The 16,116-nt window shown below is 73.2% G+C and carries 15 protein-coding genes; 13 read left to right on the forward strand and 2 right to left on the reverse strand.

What is annotated here, in order from left to right; translation table 11 throughout:
* Positions 1-61 precede the first annotated feature (61 nt).
* The 4 genes from B079_RS0121495 (at position 62) to B079_RS36015 (ending at position 5,567) form a co-directional block, all read left to right on the forward strand.
* Positions 62-1,339, forward strand: coding sequence for an aspartate kinase (locus tag B079_RS0121495; RefSeq protein WP_018547903.1), 1,278 nt, complete (start codon positions 62-64; stop codon positions 1,337-1,339).
* Positions 1,339-2,400, forward strand: a complete 1,062-nt coding sequence (locus tag B079_RS0121500) for an aspartate-semialdehyde dehydrogenase (protein WP_018547904.1) — start codon at positions 1,339-1,341, stop codon at positions 2,398-2,400. The genes B079_RS0121495 and B079_RS0121500 overlap by 1 nt, the downstream gene beginning before the upstream one ends.
* Positions 2,401-2,739: 339 nt before the next feature.
* Positions 2,740-3,444, forward strand: coding sequence for a SigE family RNA polymerase sigma factor (locus B079_RS0121505; protein WP_420705781.1), 705 nt, complete (start codon positions 2,740-2,742; stop codon positions 3,442-3,444).
* A 470-nt stretch (positions 3,445-3,914) separates the two neighbouring features.
* Positions 3,915-5,567, forward strand: coding sequence for a hypothetical protein (locus B079_RS36015; protein ID WP_234016838.1), 1,653 nt, complete (start codon positions 3,915-3,917; stop codon positions 5,565-5,567).
* On the opposite strand, the gene B079_RS0121515 is transcribed toward B079_RS36015, so the two are convergent.
* Positions 5,537-6,352, reverse strand: coding sequence for an SURF1 family protein (locus tag B079_RS0121515; RefSeq protein WP_018547907.1), 816 nt, complete (start codon positions 6,350-6,352; stop codon positions 5,537-5,539). The genes B079_RS36015 and B079_RS0121515 overlap by 31 nt on opposite strands.
* A gap of 95 nt (positions 6,353-6,447) precedes the next feature.
* Here B079_RS0121515 and B079_RS0121520 point away from each other — a divergent pair, with 95 nt between their 5' ends.
* Complete coding sequence (locus tag B079_RS0121520) at positions 6,448-8,247, forward strand: prolyl oligopeptidase family serine peptidase (protein ID WP_026248922.1); 1,800 nt, start codon at positions 6,448-6,450, stop codon at positions 8,245-8,247.
* A gap of 22 nt (positions 8,248-8,269) precedes the next feature.
* Here B079_RS0121520 and B079_RS0121525 read toward each other — a convergent pair whose 3' ends face one another.
* Complete coding sequence (locus B079_RS0121525) at positions 8,270-10,060, reverse strand: NAD-binding protein (RefSeq protein WP_018547909.1); 1,791 nt, start codon at positions 10,058-10,060, stop codon at positions 8,270-8,272.
* Positions 10,061-10,216: 156 nt separating this feature from the next.
* Here B079_RS0121525 and B079_RS0121530 point away from each other — a divergent pair, with 156 nt between their 5' ends.
* The 8 genes from B079_RS0121530 to crcB (B079_RS0121565) all read left to right on the forward strand — a co-directional run bounded on the left by B079_RS0121530 (position 10,217) and on the right by crcB (B079_RS0121565) (position 15,953).
* Positions 10,217-11,233: a permease gene (locus B079_RS0121530; RefSeq protein WP_018547910.1), complete on the forward strand. Its 1,017-nt coding sequence runs from the start codon at positions 10,217-10,219 to the stop codon at positions 11,231-11,233.
* Positions 11,230-12,009: a TIGR03943 family putative permease subunit gene (locus tag B079_RS0121535; protein WP_018547911.1), complete on the forward strand. Its 780-nt coding sequence runs from the start codon at positions 11,230-11,232 to the stop codon at positions 12,007-12,009. Before B079_RS0121530 ends, B079_RS0121535 begins: the two co-directional genes overlap by 4 nt.
* A gap of 97 nt (positions 12,010-12,106) precedes the next feature.
* On the forward strand, positions 12,107-12,580 hold the full coding sequence (locus tag B079_RS0121540; RefSeq protein WP_018547912.1) for a carboxymuconolactone decarboxylase family protein: 474 nt from the start codon (positions 12,107-12,109) through the stop codon (positions 12,578-12,580).
* Positions 12,581-12,678: 98 nt separating this feature from the next.
* Positions 12,679-13,731 (forward strand): permease, encoded by a 1,053-nt coding sequence (locus B079_RS0121545; protein ID WP_199779945.1) that lies wholly within the window; start codon positions 12,679-12,681, stop codon positions 13,729-13,731.
* On the forward strand, positions 13,728-14,531 hold the full coding sequence (locus tag B079_RS0121550) for a TIGR03943 family putative permease subunit (protein WP_018547914.1): 804 nt from the start codon (positions 13,728-13,730) through the stop codon (positions 14,529-14,531). The genes B079_RS0121545 and B079_RS0121550 overlap by 4 nt, the downstream gene beginning before the upstream one ends.
* 215 nt (positions 14,532-14,746) lie before the next feature.
* A complete protein-coding gene (gene crcB / locus B079_RS0121555; protein WP_026248924.1) occupies positions 14,747-15,232 on the forward strand; it encodes a fluoride efflux transporter CrcB in 486 nt (161 codons plus the stop codon).
* Entirely contained in the window at positions 15,229-15,582 is a 354-nt protein-coding gene (locus B079_RS0121560) for a DUF190 domain-containing protein (protein ID WP_018547916.1), read from the forward strand. Before crcB (B079_RS0121555) ends, B079_RS0121560 begins: the two co-directional genes overlap by 4 nt.
* A complete protein-coding gene (crcB, locus tag B079_RS0121565; RefSeq protein WP_018547917.1) occupies positions 15,579-15,953 on the forward strand; it encodes a fluoride efflux transporter CrcB in 375 nt (124 codons plus the stop codon). Before B079_RS0121560 ends, crcB (B079_RS0121565) begins: the two co-directional genes overlap by 4 nt.
* Positions 15,954-16,116 lie beyond the last annotated feature (163 nt).

The following is a 16,116-nucleotide window of genomic DNA, read 5'->3' on the forward strand; positions in this document are numbered from 1 at the left end:
TGGTCGATTTCGGACGCTCGATAGACTGAGCCGACATAAACGAACCGAGCGAGGAGCGCACGTGGGCCTTGTCGTGCAGAAGTACGGAGGCTCCTCCGTAGCCGATGCCGAGGGCATCAAGCGCGTCGCCAAGCGGATCGTGGAAGCGAAGAAGAACGGCAACCAGGTGGTTGTCGTCGTTTCCGCGATGGGCGACACGACGGACGAGCTGATCGATCTCGCCGAGCAGGTTTCTCCGATGCCTGCCGGACGTGAATTCGACATGCTGCTGACCGCCGGAGAGCGTATCTCCATGGCCCTGCTGGCGATGGCGATCAAAAACCTGGGCCACGAGGCCCAGTCGTTCACCGGCAGCCAGGCAGGCGTCATCACCGACTCGGTCCACAACAAAGCCCGGATCATCGACGTCACGCCCGGCCGCATCCGCACCGCGCTCGACGAGGGCAACATCGCGATCGTCGCCGGGTTCCAGGGCGTCAGCCAGGACAAGAAGGACATCACCACGCTGGGGCGCGGCGGGTCCGACACCACGGCCGTGGCGCTGGCCGCCGCCCTCGACGCCGAGGTCTGCGAGATCTACACCGACGTGGACGGCGTGTTCACCGCCGACCCGCGCGTGGTGAAGAAGGCCCGGAAGATCGACTGGATCTCCTTCGAGGACATGCTGGAGCTGGCCGCGTCCGGCTCCAAGGTGCTGCTCCACCGCTGCGTGGAGTACGCCCGCCGGTACAACATCCCGATCCACGTCCGCTCCTCCTTCAGCGGACTCAAGGGCACGTGGGTCAGCAGCGAGCCGATCGAGCAAGGGGAACAGCAGGTGGAGCAGGCCATCATCTCCGGTGTCGCGCACGACACCTCCGAGGCCAAGATCACCGTCGTCGGCGTGCCGGACAAGCCGGGCGAGGCCGCCGCCATCTTCCGTACCATCGCGGACGCCGAGATCAACATCGACATGGTGGTGCAGAACGTGTCGGCCGCCTCCACGGGCCTGACCGACATCTCCTTCACCCTGCCGAAGACCGAGGGCCGCAAGGCCATCGACGCCCTGGAGAAGAACCGCCCCGGCATCGGCTTCGACTCCCTGCGCTACGACGACCAGATCGGCAAGATCTCCCTCGTCGGCGCCGGGATGAAGACCAACCCGGGCGTCACCGCCGCCTTCTTCGAGGCGCTGAGCGACGCGGGCGTCAACATCGAGCTGATCTCGACCTCCGAGATCCGCATCTCGGTCGTCACCCGCGCCGACGACGTCACCGAGGCCGTGCGCGCCGTGCACACCGCCTTCGGCCTGGACTCCGACAGCGACGAGGCCGTGGTCTACGGAGGCACGGGCCGCTGATGAACACGGGCCCCAGCCGCCCCGCCCTCGCGGTCGTGGGGGCGACCGGCGCGGTCGGGGCCGTCCTGCTCCAGATCCTGTCCCAGCGCGCCGACGTGTGGGGCGAGATCAGACTGCTCGCCTCCCCGCGCTCGGCGGGCCGCAAGCTCACCGTGCGCGGGGCGGAGAGCGAGGTCGGCGCGCTGGGCGAGGACGCGTTCGACGGGATCGACATTGCGGTGTTCGCCGTACCCGACGAGGTCGCGGTGCAGTGGGCGCCGCTCGCCGCCGCGCGCGGCGCGGTCGTGGTGGACACCTCCGGCGCCTTCCGGGCCGACCCCGAGGTGCCGCTCGTCGTCCCCGAGATCAACCCGCACGCCGTGCGCAACCGGCCGCGCGGCATCGTGGCCAGCCCCGGCGGTACGACCCTGTCGATGATCGTCGCCCTCGGCGCGCTGCACGCCGAGTACGGCCTGCGCGAGCTGGTCGTTTCCTCGTACCAGGCGGTCAGCGGGGCCGGGCGGGCCGGGGTGGAGACCCTGCGCGCCCAGCTGTCCCTGGTCGCCGGTACGGAACTCGGCGGCGCCCCCGGTGACGTACGCCGGGCGGCGGGCGAGCTGACCGGGCCGTTCCCGGAGCCGGTCGCGCTCAACGTGGTGCCCTGGGCCGGGTCGCTCGGCGCGGACGGCTGGTCCTCGGAGGAGCTGGGGGTGCGGGAGGAGTCCCGCAAGATCCTCGGCCTGCCGGACCTCCCGGTCGCGGTGACCTGCGTGCGCGTCCCCGTCGTCACCGTCCACTCCGCGACCGTCCACGCCCGCTTCCAGGACGAGGTCACCGTCGACGGCGCCCGCGAGATCCTGGCGACCGCGCCCGGTGTGGTGCTGTGCGACGACCCCGAGGCGGGTGAATTCCCCACCCCGGCGGACGTGGTGGGCACCGACCCGACCTGGGTCGGCCGGGTCCGGCGGGCACTCGACGACCCCACGGCGCTCGAACTCTTCGTGTGCGGCGACAACCTGCGCAAGGGCGCCGCGCTCAACACCGCCCAGATCGCGGAGCTGGTCGCCGCCGGGAATCTGTAGGAATGGTGGGGGAACCCGGTGGATTCCGTAGGATTATTTTAAGAAATGTGGCCGGAACCATGGTCCACATCACTTGTCCCCCGCCGCCCCGGCAACAGAGGATTTCCTTCCCGCCCTCCGCAACCGCGTGAGGGCGGGAGGCGTCTTTGCGGTCACCGCGTGGGGGCGGGGACGCGGAGATTCCGGCGCGGAGCGCCGTGACGGGGGGCGGGTGACGCCCGTTCGACAAGGACACAGGGGAAGAGCGGGATGCATGGCGGCACTTGAGGAACCGTCGGTCGTCGCACATGTGACGCCCGGCACGTACAACCCTTGCGGGGGTGCGCGTGTCCAACTGGCGTGGCAGAGGTACTCGAATTCGCCCCCATGCTCTTCGAGCAGGGCGTATCCCCAACGGCAGGCGGCGCCGGTGCGCTCCGTCCGCCCCGCGCCGTCCTCCGGCCGCGCGCGTTCGGCGACATGCCGGTGATCGCGCCGATGCCCGCAGGGCGGCAGACCCGCATACCCGGCCAGCGCGACGGCTCCGACGACCAGACGGCCGACGCGGTCGCCGGTACGACCGTCGACCATCTCACCGAGACCTATCGCGCGCACTACCGCTCGCTGCTCGGACTCGCGGCGCTGCTGCTCGACGACACCGCGTCCTGCGAGGACGTCGTGCAGGAGGCGTTCATCCGCGTCCACTCCGCGCGCAAACGGGTGCGTGACCCCGAGAAGACCCTGGCCTACCTCCGGCAGACGGTCGTCAACCTCTCCCGCTCCGCGCTGCGTCGGCGCATCCTCGGCCTGAAGCTCCTCTCCAAGCCGATGCCCGACATGGCGAGCGCGGAGGAGGGCGCCTACGACCAGCTGGAGCGCGACTCCCTCATCAAGGCGATGAAGGGCCTTCAGCGCCGCCAGCGCGAGGTCCTGGTGCTGCGCTACTTCGCCGACATGACGGAGGCCCAGGTCGCCGCGACGCTCGGCATCTCGCTGGGCTCGGTCAAGGCGTACGGCTCCCGGGGCATCGCCGCGCTGCGGGTGTCCATGGGGGCGAAGACATGAGCGGCGATCCGCTGCGCGACCTGAGCACCGGCCACGACGACACGCCTACGCACGCTGGGAACGGAACTGTGAAGCACGGCCCCGAAGAACGCGAGACGCCTGCGGCGGCTTCAGCGGCATCCGAGCCCACCGGGGCTCCGGGGGCGACGGCTGAGACGGCTGAGGCCACGGACATGCGCGAGGCTTCCGGCGCGGCTGCGGCTGTGGGGGCGGCTGAGGTGGCTGTGCCTGCTGAGGCGACTGAGGCGGCTGAGATGGCTGAGGGCTCGGAGGCGGCTGAGGGTTCGGAGGCGGCTGAGGCGGCTGAGGCGGCTGAGGACTCGGAGGCAGCTGAGGGTTCAGAGTCAGCTGAGGTGGCTGAGGGTTCGGAGGGGTCCGGGGTCGATGAGGCCGCCGGGGCATCCCGGGCCGTCGTGGCGTCCGAGGCTTCCGGGACCGCTGGTGCGGCTGAGTCGCCCGAGGCTCGCGAGGTGCCCGTGGCTTCCGGTGCGGCTGAGCGGTCCGGGGCGCCCGAGTCCGCCGAGACCGTCGTGATGCCCAAGTCCGCCGAGTCCGCCGAGGCGTCCTCCGCCGCGAAGGCCCCCGAGGGCGCCGGGAAGCCGGACGAGCAGGCGACGCAGCGGCTGACCCAGAAGTCGGCCGAGCAGCCGACCCGGGTGCTGCCTCAGACCCCGGGCGAGCGGGCGGACGAGCAGGCCACTCGGGTGCTGCCGCAGACCTCGGCCGAGCGGCCGACCGGGGTGCTCTCCCAGGCCCCGGCCCAGCAGCCGGACGAGCAGTCCACCCGGGCGCTGCCGCAGACCCCGGACGAGCAGCCGACCCAGGTGCTGCCCCAGGCTCCGGACAAGCAGCAGGACGAGCAGGCCACCCGGGTGCTGCCCCAGACCCCGGGCGAGCGGCCGACCGGGGTGCTCTCCCAGGCCCCGGCCCAGCAGCCGGACGAGCAGTCCACCCGGAAGCTCACCCCGACCCAGGCCGACGCGTCGGCCGGTGAGGCCGCCGGGCAGGTATCCACCGATGGGGACGGGCTTGCTGAGTTGGCTCGGCTTGTTGGGCTGGATGAGTTGTCGGGGCTGGGCGAGGTCGGGGGGGCGCAGGACGTGGAGTCCGGGCTCGGGTCGGACGAGGTGGCGTTGCGGCGGTTGCTGCACTCCGCCGTGGACGACATCGCGCCCCGGGACGGTTCGCTGGACCGGCTGCGGCGGGCCGTACCTGCGCGGCGGGCCAGGAAGCGGCAGGCGGCCGTGGGCATGGCCGCGGCGGCGCTGTTCATCTGCACCGCCGTACCCGCCCTGGTGCACGTCTCCAACGCGGGCGGCACCGACCCCAACACCGCCATGGCGGGCCAGTCCTCCGACGCCCAGGGCACCCAGGGCAAGAGCAAGAGCGGCGGCGGCGCCACCGAGGGCACCGGCGGCCAGGCGGGCACCACCGCCGGGCAGCACGGCAAGGACGGCGACAAGGACAAGCCGGGCAGGAAGCACTCCGGCGGCGACGGCTCCACCGGCGGCACCGACCCCTCCGCGACCCTCGCCTCCGGCGCCCCGGTCTGTACGGCGGGCCAGCTCGGCGCGACCGGCGGCACGGACGGCCCCGACTCCTCCGGCGTCGTCTACGGCACCTTCCGCGTCACGAACACCTCCGGCACCGCCTGCACGGTCACCGGCACCGGCTTCGTCGGCGCGACGGCCCAGGGCGCGGCCGACCCCGCGAAGGTCACCGCCGCCCTGCACGTACCCGGCGACGCGGCGGCGGGCCTGCCCGCGCCCGGTCTGGTCGTGTCCACGCTGGTGCTGCAGCCGGGCGCGTCGTACGCCGAGAAGTTCGGGTTCGTGCCCTCGGAGACCTGCCCCGTCCAGGGCGGCGCCAACGGCGGCACCGGCGGAGGCGACCCCACGCCCGACCCGACCCCGACTGGCGGCCAGGACGGCAGCGCGAGCGGCGGCACGGACAACACCGGCGCGGAGGGCGTGGCACCGCAGCTGGTGATGGACGGCGCCCCGGCCGACGGCAGCGTGCTGGTGACGTACAGCGGGGCCGGCGGCTCGCCGAGCGCGTCCGCGACGGTCCCGAACGCGTGCGCCGGGACGGTCTACTTCACCGGGATGGTGCCGGGAGCCTGAGCCACGGGCTCGGCGTCCTGCTGCTGCGGCGGCAGGATGCCGAGTTCCGCGTCGCGCACGGCCTCCGCCTCGCGGCGCAGCAGCCGGAACCACATGAAGATCACGAACCCCGCGAAGACGAACCACTCACCGGTGTAGCCGAGGTTCTGGAACGCCTTCAGATCGAGCCCGGTCCCGGCGGGCGCGGTCGCGGGGACCGCCTTCATCCCCGCGTCGGCCTTGTCGAGCGTCACCCACGCGTCGTAGAGCCGGTCCGGCACCAGGTTGACCAGCGAGGCCGGGCTGATCGCGCCCGTCTGCCCGGCGGGCAGCCCGCCCTGGGCGCTGACGCCGTTGTCCCCGGGGGTCTCGGGCGCCTGGAGCGCGCCGGTCACGGTGACCTCGCCGGTGGGCGGCGCGGGCGCGGTGTGCGCGTCGGCCTTCCCCGGCAGCCAGCCGCGTACGACGGGCAGGGACTGGCCGGTGCCGGTGCGAAGGAGGGTCAGCACGTAGTACCCGGTGCGGCCGTCGAGCTGCCGGTCCGGGACCAGCAGCTGCTCGCCGTACCGCCCGCTGGCGGTGACCCGCTCGCCGGAGGTCCGTTTGTCGACGGGCAGCATCGTGGCGAGCGGGTGTGCCGTCCCGCCACGGTCGGAGGTGGCCTGCTCGGTGGCGGTGCGGGAGTCCTGCACCCGCCCCTCGAACCGGCTCAGCTGCCAGGACCCCATGAACACGCAGAACGGGACGGCGAGCAGCACGAAGACGTTGATGCCCCACCAGCGGGGTGTCAGCAGAAACCGGTACACACCCCAACGGTACGGCGGCCCGCCCACGCGCCCTCGCCGGGGGCCCACGTGCGCATCCGCCGACGCGGGATTCCCGGGTCGGGGATGCTAGGGGCATGAGTGAAGCTGTGGAGATGCCCGACTGGGAGAAGCGGTTCCGGGCGCCGCGCGTCTCGCTGCCCGACTGGGCCGAGGACGCGCCGGAGCGGTCGCTGTTCGTGTCGAACGCGACCGGCACCTACGAGCTGTACGCCTGGGACCGTGCGAGCGGTGATCAGCGGCAGGTGACGGACCGGCCCAACGGTACGACCGACGGGGTGCTCACCCCGGACGGTGCGTGGATCTGGTGGTTCGACGACAAGGACGGCGACGAGTTCGGCGTCTGGCGCCGCCAGCCCTTCGCGGGTGGCCCGGACGAGCCCGCCGTGCCCGGCCTCGAGCCCGCCTACTCGGCCGGGCTCGCGCTCGGCCGGGACGGGCGTACGGCGGTCGTCGGGCGGTCCACGGACGAGAACGGGACGACGATCCACCTCGCGCGCTCCGGTGAGGAGCCGGTGCTGCTGTACCGGGACCGGGAGTCCGCCGGGGTGGGCGACCTCTCGCACGACGGCTCGCTGATCGCGATCGAGCACACCGAGCACGGCGACGCGATGCACGCGGCGCTGCGGGTCGTGCGCACCGACGGCAGCACGGTCGCGGAGCTGGACGACACGCGCGGCGGCACCGAGGAGCTGGGTCTTGAGGTGCTGGGGTTCGCGCCGGTCGACGGCGACACCCGGCTGCTCATCGGGCACCAGCGCCGGGGCCGCTGGGAGCCGCTGGTGTGGGACGTGGCGACCGGCACGCAGACCGATCTCGCGCTCGACCTGCCCGGCGACGTGGCGGCCGAGTGGTACCCGGACGGCGGCGCGCTGCTGATCTCGCACGGCTTCGAGGCGCGCAGCGAGCTGTTCCGCTACGACCTGGCGGACGCCACGCTGACCCGCATCCCGACCCCGCCGGGCACGGTCTCGGGGGCGACGGCGCGTCCCGACGGCAGCGTGGAGTACCTGTGGTCGTCGGCGGCCGAGCCGCCGGTGGTGCGGTCGACGTCCGGGGGTGTGGTCCTGGACCCGCCCGGCATGAAGTGCCCGCCCTCGGTCGCGGTGGAGGACGTGTGGGTGGAGGGCCCGGGCGGCCGTATCCACGCCCTGGTCCAGAAGCCTGCGGGCGCCACGGGGCCGTTGCCCACGGTCTTCGACCTCCACGGCGGTCCCACCTGGCACGACAGCGACTCCTTCGCCGCCGGACCGGCCGCCTGGGTGGACCAGGGGTACGCGGTGGTCCGCGTCAACTACCGGGGCTCCACCGGCTACGGCCGCGCCTGGACCGACGCGCTGAAGCACCGGGTCGGCCTGATCGAGCTGGAGGACGTGGCCGCGGTACGCGAGTGGGCCGTCTCCTCCGGCCTCGCCGACCCCGAGCGCCTGGTCCTCACCGGCGGCTCCTGGGGCGGCTACCTCACCCTCCTCGGCCTCGGCACCCAGCCCGAAGCGTGGACGGTCGGCATCGCGGCGGTCCCGGTCGCGGACTACGTCACGGCGTACCACGACGAGATGGAAGCCCTCAAGGCCATGGACCGCACCCTCCTGGGCGGCACCCCCGAAGAGGTCCCCGACCGCTTCGCGGCCTCCTCCCCCCTGACCTACGTCGACCAGGTCAAGGCCCCCGTCTACATCTCCGCAGGCGTCAACGACCCCCGCTGCCCCATCCGCCAGATCGACAACTACGTCGACCGCCTCCGCGACCGCGGCGCCGCCCACGAGGTCTACCGCTACGACGCGGGCCACGGCTCCCTGGTCGTCGACGAACGAATCAAGCAGGTGTCCTTGGAGATGGACTTCGCCCGCCGGCACCTGGCGAGCCGGACCGGGTGAACCCCCACGGGGCCGGCGGGACTCAGCCCAGTTCCGCCAGGCCCCGGCGGGTGGCTGCGATGATCACTCGGTCGCCCTTGTGGAGGACGTAGTTCGGGGGGACGTCGGGGTAGCCCTCCAGGGCGAGGACGCGCCAGGTGCCGGGGCGGAAGGCTTCGGCGAGGGTGTGGCCTTCGAGTTCGGGGTGGCCGGTGACCTCTACCGAGGCGAACAACAGGACCCGGCGTTCCACCGGGAAGGCGCCCAGGACGCGGCGGCCGAGCATCGCGCCCGCGAAGGCGGGGGCCGACAGGTAGGTGACGCTGCGGCTGCGGGTGGTGGCCTGGGGGTGGGCGGCGCGCAGGGTGCGGTAGACGGCGGTGGCGAAGTCGTCGTCGTAGAGGCGCAGGACGACCCGTACGTTCGGGCGCAGCGAGCGGGCGTAGAGGGCCGCCTCCAGGTTGGTGGTGTCCACGCTGGTCACCGCGAGCAGGGCGGAGGCGCGGTGGATCTTGGCCGCCTCCAGGACGCCCTCCTGGGTGACGTCGCCGAGGACGACCGGGACACGGAGGCGCCGCGCCACCGCGAGCCCGCGCGCCTCGGGGCCCGACTCCACGCACACCACCGGGATGTCCAGCTCCCGCAGCCGTACCAGCACCCGGGTGCCGATCTTGCCGAGCCCGAGCAGCACGACATGCCCGCCCAGCCCGCGCGGCGGCTTGCGCAGCGCGCCCACCGTACGGAACGTGCCGAGCCCTTCGAGGACCGCCGCCAGCAGCACCGGCAGCAGCAGCAACCCGGTGAGCCCGGACAGGAGTTGGAGGATCTGGCGGCCGAGCGGCTGCCCCAGCGCGGGCTCGTCGATCGCGAACAGGTCGAGCAGCGTGAGATAGAACGCGCCCAGCGGATGGATGCCGGTGACGAGCCACAGCGCCACCGCCAGCGCGATCACACACGCCGCGAGCCCCGCCAGGGACCACCGCAGCCGGGGCGAGAACAGCGAGGCCAGCGGCGGTACGACCCCCATCCCGAGCCCCGCCCCGGCCGCCTGCCCGGCGCTCGAACTGACCTGTTCGAGCACGATCCGGGACCGGTCCCCGGCCTCCCGTACCTCGTCGTCGTCGGGCAGCATCCGGGGCCGCTGTTCACCGGAGCCGTCCGCCGCCTCGGCGGGCGCGAGCAGCGCGAGGGTGCACAGCCCCGGCGCCCCCTCCGGCGGAGCCGCCCGCTCCACCGCGCGCAGCATCAGCCCGTCGGTGTGCACGACCCGGCTGGTCCCGGTGAGCGCGGTGGCCGCGAGCGCGGGCGCGGCCGTGTCGGCGTCGGACAGCACGGTCGTCGACCCGTCGGGCAGCCCGAGTTCGTCGTCCCCGGCGGCCAACGCGGCGGCCTGATCGAGCAGTTCCTCGATGTGCTGCCCCAACCGCCGGTTGTAGAGCCGCAGGACGAGCCGGACGCGCGGGTTCAGCCGCCGCGCGGTCAGCGCCGCCCGGATGTTGGTCTCGTCGTCCTCGTACACCAGTGCCAGCGCCGCCGCCCGGTCCACCCCGGCCTCGGCCAGCACGGCCTCGGTGGCCGCGTCGGCCTCCAACCGCCGCTCGCCGTACGAGCGTTGAGGCGCGGGCGGTGGCACGGCCGCGTTCGCCCCGGCCCGCCCCACCGCCGCGTTCACCACCCTGTCGAACAGCGCCGCCGACGCCGACCGGGGCGGCCCGATCGTCGGCGGCCCCGTGTCCGCGCCCGGCGGTACGACCAGGACGACCTGCTCGCCGTAGACTCCGCGCAGTTCGGCGGTCAGCCGGCGCGCGAGCCCGTCGTCGCCGCACACCACCATGTGCCCGGACGCTCCGCCCGTACCACCCTGCCCAGGAATGCTCCCCACGAGGGAAAAGAGTGCCCCAAGGAGCGGCCCGGTTCCAGGGATGGCGTGAACGGGCGCGCCCCGGGGTGCGTACCGCCCCGAAGGAGTACCGATCCGGAGGGAACACCCGTGGCCATCACCGAGGACGCCCCGCCCACGCGCGCGGGCGGTGCGGGGGAGCCCGGCGGGGAGGGCCGCCCGCGCCTCAGCTCGCCGCTCGTCCTGACCCTGATCCTGCTGCTCGCCGTCCTCGCCCAGTCCCCGATCCGGGGCGCGCTCGGCACCCCGGTGATGCAGAGCTGGACGACCGTCTTCGTGGCCGTCACCGTCCAGGCGCTGCCCTTCCTCGTCCTCGGCGTGCTGCTCTCGGCCGCGCTCGCGGTGTTCGTGCCCGCCTCCTTCTTCGCCCGGGCGCTGCCGGACAGGCCCGCGCTCGCCGTACCCGTCGCCGGACTCGCGGGCGCCGTCCTTCCCGGCTGCGAGTGCGCCTCGGTGCCGGTCGCGGGCGCGCTGGTGCGCCGGGGGGTGACCCCGGCCGCCGCCTTCGCGTTCCTGCTGTCGGCGCCCGCGATCAACCCGGTCGTCCTCACCGCGACCGCCGTCGCCTTCCCGAACGACCCCGAGATGGTCGTCGGCCGCTTCGTCGCCAGCCTCCTCGTGGCCTGCGCCATGGGCTGGCTCTGGCAGCGCCTCGGCCGCACCGACTGGCTGCGCACCCGCGCCCACGGCGCCCACGAGGGCGCGACCAAGGGCGAGACGTTCTGGAACTCCGTACGCCACGACACCGTCCACGCGGGCGGCTTCCTGGTGCTCGGCGCGATGGCCGCCGCCACGCTGAAGGCCGTCGTACCGGCGACCTGGCTCCGGCTGGCCGCCGACAACCCGCTGGTGGCGGTGCTCGCGCTGGCCGCCCTCGCGGTCCTGCTCTCCATCTGCTCGGAGGCGGACGCGTTCGTCGCGGCCTCGCTGACCCAGTTCTCGATGACGGCCAAGCTCGTATTCCTGGTGGTGGGCCCGATGATCGACCTCAAGCTCTTCGCCATGCAGGCGGGCACGTTCGGCCGCGGCTTCGCGCTCCGCTTCGCCCCGGCCACCTTCGCGGCGGCGATCGCGGGCGCGGTCCTGACCGGGGCGGTGCTCCTGTGAACCGGCACGCCCAGGCGGCGGTCCTCTTCCTCCTCGGCGGCGCCCTGCTGCACGCGGGCACGACGGATCTGTATCTGCGGTACGTCAAGGCGGGACTCCAGCCGCTGCTGCTCGCGGCGGGCGCGGTGCTGATCGTGACGGCGGGGGCGACGGTCTGGTACGAGCGGAGGCGGACGAAGTCGGCGTCGGCGAGCGGGAGTTCGGAGGACGCGGACCACCCGGAGCACGGGGAACACGAGGCGCACGAGGCTCACGAAGGCCACGCCCACCCCGAACCCAACGTCTCCTGGCTCCTCGTCCTCCCCCTCCTCGCCCTGATCCTCGTCGCCCCGCCCGCCCTCGGCTCGTACAGCGCCCTGCGCACCGGCACCGCGCTCCAAAAGCCCTTCGGCTACGACCCGTTGCCCGCGAGCGACCCGGTCCCGCTGAGCGTGGTGGACTACGCCTCCCGCGCGGCGTACGGCCACGGCCACACCCTGCACGGCCGCGCCGTACGTGTCACCGGCTTCCTGTCCCTGGACGGCTCCGGCAGGCCCTACCTCGTCCGCATGGCGCTCAACTGCTGCGCGGCCGACGCCCAGCCGGTCAAGATCGCCCTGACCGGCCAGCTCCCGCCCGTCCTGCGCCCGGACGCGTGGCTGGAGGTGAAGGGCACGTACACCCCGAAGCTGACCCACGACCCGGTCAACGGCGGCCCGATCCCGTATCTGAAGGTCACGTCCACCAAGCCGGTGCCGACACCACGCGACCCGTACGACGAGACCTGGAACAAGTAAGCGTGAGTGACGCGGGTCACACCCGACCATGTCACGCCCCGGCGCCGCCCTCCGTCGTAACCGTGTATCCATCGGAAACGGCATCAGGGAGCACGGCATGGAAGCCCGACTCAACGTCTTCGCCAACCCGATCTCCGGCAAGGTCATCAAGCATCTCAGCGCCGCCGGGCGCGCGGTCTCCGAGTCCGCGCTGCCCGCCTCCACGCAGGAGCTGGTGAAGATCCGCGCCAGCCAGATCAACGGCTGCGCCTTCTGCCTCGACATGCACACCAAGGAGGCCGTGCACGCGGGCGAGACCCACCAGCGGCTGCACCTGGTCGCCGGGTGGCGCGAGGCCACCGTCTTCACCGACGCCGAGCGCGCCGCCCTGGAGCTGGCCGAGCAGGGCACCCGCATCGCGGACGGCGCCGGGGGCGTCCCGGACGAGGTGTGGGCGAACGCGGCCAAGCACTACGACGAGGAGCAGCTGCTCGCGCTGGTCACGCTCATCGCGCTCATCAACGCGTACAACCGGATGAACGTGATGATCCAGCTGCCCGCCGGGGACTACCAGGTGGGCCAGTTGGCCTGAGCGGATTCGCCCGAGCGGAACCTGTGAGACGGCGTGTGCGCCCGGTCGCGCGCACGCCGCTCGCATAAGGTCGGCCACACCCGACATCCGGAGTGAAAATGGGAAAAACGGATGAACTGGTGGGTGTGGCCGACGGGACGGCGACGGTCGTGGCCGCCCCGCCGGTGCGCACCGCCGTCGTACCGCCCCGGCGCGGGCCCCGGCCCGTCACCGCGGCCCTCGTCGCGGCAGCCGTCCTCGGCATCGTGGTGCTGCTGCTCGGCGGCGCCGGATGGCTCGACCAGCCCGCCGTCCAGGCGTGGCGCACCATCTGCCTCGCCATCGCCGTCCAGGCGCTGCCCTTCCTGCTCCTCGGCACCGCCCTGTCCGGCGCCATCAACGCCTTCGTCCCCGCCGACCTGTTCACCCGGGTCCTGCCCAAGCGGGCCGCGCTCGCGGTGCCGGTCGCGGGCATGGCCGGGGCGGTCCTGCCGGGCTGCGAGTGCGCCTCGGTCCCGGTGGCGAACAGCCTGATCAGACGGGGTGTCACCCCGGCCGCCGCCTTCGCCTTCCTGCTGTCGGCGCCCGCGATCAACCCGGTCGTCCTCACCGCCACCGCCGTCGCCTTTCCGGGCAACCCCGCGATGGTCGCCGCCCGGCTGCTCGCCTCGCTGGCCACCGCCGCCGTGATGGGCTGGCTGTGGCTGTACTTCGGCAAGGAGAAGTGGCTGCGCCCCGCCGTACGGCACACCGGACACCAGCACGGGCACAGCCGCTGGACCGAGTTCCGGCACGGCTTCCAGTACGACTTCCTGCACGCGGGCGGCTTCCTCGTCCTCGGCGCGATGGCCGCCGCCACCTTCAACGTAGCCGTCCCGCGCTCCGTCCTCGACACCTTCTCCGGCTCCCCCTGGCTGGCGGTGCCCTTCCTCGCCGGACTCGCCGTGCTGCTCGCGGTGTGCTCGGAGGCGGACGCGTTCGTGGCGGCGTCCCTCACGGGCTTCTCACCCATGGCCCGGCTCACTTTCATGGTGGTCGGCCCCATGGTGGACCTGAAACTGATCGCCCTTCAGGCGGGCACGTTCGGGCGCGCGTTCGCGCTCCGCTTCTCGGCGGCGACGACGGTCGTGGCGGTCGCCGCGAGCGTCCTGGTCGGAGGGGGACTGCTGTGAGACGGACCGTCCAGAGCGCGCTGCTCATGCTGACCGGCGCGGGCCTCCTCCACTCCTCCCTCTTCACGACGCTGTATCTGCGGTACGTGAAGGAGGGGCTACGGCCGCTGCTCGTGGCGTCGGGGGTGGTGCTGATCGTGCTGGGGGTGGTGAACCTGGTGCTGGAGCTGCGGGGGCGGTCGAGGGGTGGCCGGGCGGGTCACGGGCACGCGGAGGACGGGCATGCGGAGGGCGGGCACGGCCACGCGGACCACGGCGATCACGGCCACGACCACTCCCGCGCCCCCAAGGTCGCCTGGCTCCTCGCCCTCCCCGCCCTCAGCCTCCTGATCTACGCCCCACCCGCCCTCGGCGCCTACACCGCCTCCCACGCGAGCACGAAGTCCGCGCCCCCGGTGCGGCAGACCCGCTTCGAGCCGCTGCCCGCGTCCACGGCCCCGGTGCCGATGACCCTGACCGGCTTCACCAACCGCGTCCAGCAGGACCCGGCGAAGTCGCTCGCGGGCCGCGCGGTCCAGCTGTCCGGCTTCGTCACGCCGGGCGGCGCGGACGGCGGCTGGTATCTGACCCGGATCATCTTCACCTGCTGCGCGGCCGACTCCCAGACCGTGAAGCTCCGTATGTACGGCCCCGAGGCCCCGCCCGCCAACACGTGGCTCTCGGTCACCGGCACCTGGCACCCGGCCGGAGCCCTCGGCACCAAGTCGGCCGCCGCCGGGCTGGACGTCCACGAGACCCACCCCATCGCCCAGCCGGTCAACGCCTACACGGACGATCTGCCGCTGACCGTCGGCTCGTAAAGCCGTAGAGCCGTAGAGCCGTCGGGGTCCGCCGGTGACGTGGTCACTCACCGCGGGCCCCGGGTAGGCTGGGTGACCTGCCGTGCCCTCGGGGTGCGGCGCGGCGGTGGGGCTCGCCGTACCCGAACCGCGGCATCGACGCCGCCAACAGTCCCTGCTTGCGATGGAGTGTGCCCGCGTGCGCGGGCCCCGGGCGAGTAGGGAGACGTACGTTCATGACAGCATCGCGACCCGCCACGACGAGTGAACCCGTGGACCCCGACGTGGATCTGCGCGTACCCCGCGAACGCGCGCGGTCCTGGCGGGCCCAGGCGCCCGTCGTGGCCGTCGTCTCGGTGGGCGGCGCGATCGGCGCGACGGCGCGGTACGCGGGTGCGCTGCTGTGGCCCACGGCCGCCGACGGGTTCCCGTGGACCACCTTCGTGATCAACGTGACCGGCTGTGCCGTCATCGGCGTCTTCCTGGTCCTCGTCAGCGAGGTGTGGACGGCCCACCGCCTGCTGCGCCCGTTCTTCGGCACCGGCGTGCTCGGCGGTTACACGACCTTCTCGACGTACGCCGTCGAGATCGAGCGCCTTGTGGACGCGGGCGAGGCCCGCACCGCCCTCCTCTACCTGGCCGCGACCCTGTTCGCGGCCCTCGGCGCGGTCGCGCTCGCGGTCACCGCCACGCGCCGCATCCTCGCTTGGAGGCAGTCATGACGGCGACACGGCTGACCGGAGACGCCCTGCGGGTGACGATCTTCATCGGTGAGCACGACACGTACCACCACAAGCCGCTCTACAGCGAGATCGTCCACCGCGCGCACGCGGCCGGGCTCGCGGGCGCGAGCGTCTTCCGGGGCATCGAGGGCTTCGGCGCGACCTCCCTGATCCACACCGCCCGGCTGCTGTCCATGAACGAGGACCTGCCGGTGGCCATCGTGATCGTGGACACGGAGGAGCGGGTGCGGGCGTTCCTGCCCCAGCTGGACGAGCTGGTGTCCTCGGGACTGGTGATCCTGGACGACTGCGAGGTCATCCGCTACGTGGGCAAGGAGAGGCACGCGTGAACTGGCTGCTGGTGATCGTCGGAGGCATGGCGGGCGCCCCGCTGCGCTATCTGACCGACCGGTTCGTGCAGAAGCGGCACGACGCGGTGTTCCCCTGGGGCACCTTCACCGTCAACGTGATCGGCTGCTTCATCCTCGGCCTGCTGACCGGCGCGGTGGTGGCCGGGGCGGCCTCCAGCAACGTCCAGCTGCTGCTGGGCACGGGCCTGTGCGGCGCCCTGACGACGTACTCCACCTTCTCCTTCGAGACCCTGCGCCTGGCCGAGGACGGCGCCCGCTTCCTCGCCGCGGCCAACGTGGTCGCGAGCCTGGTGGCGGGGCTGGGGGCGGCGTTCGTGGGGACGGCGGTGGCGGAGGCGATCTGGGTCTGAGGGGCGGGGGCGGTTTACGGGGGCTTGCCTGCGGTCAGACGACGTCGCCTGCGGCGCGGGGGTTGGCGGGGTCCGGCGGTGCCTGCCGCGCTGTCCGGCTGTGCCCGGCCCGGCGGTGCCCGGCCCGGCGGTGCCCGGCCCGGCCGTGCCCGCCGCGCTGCCC

Origin of the sequence: Streptomyces sp. LaPpAH-108, assembly GCF_000373625.1 — a bacterium.
GTDB lineage: Bacteria > Actinomycetota > Actinomycetes > Streptomycetales > Streptomycetaceae > Streptomyces.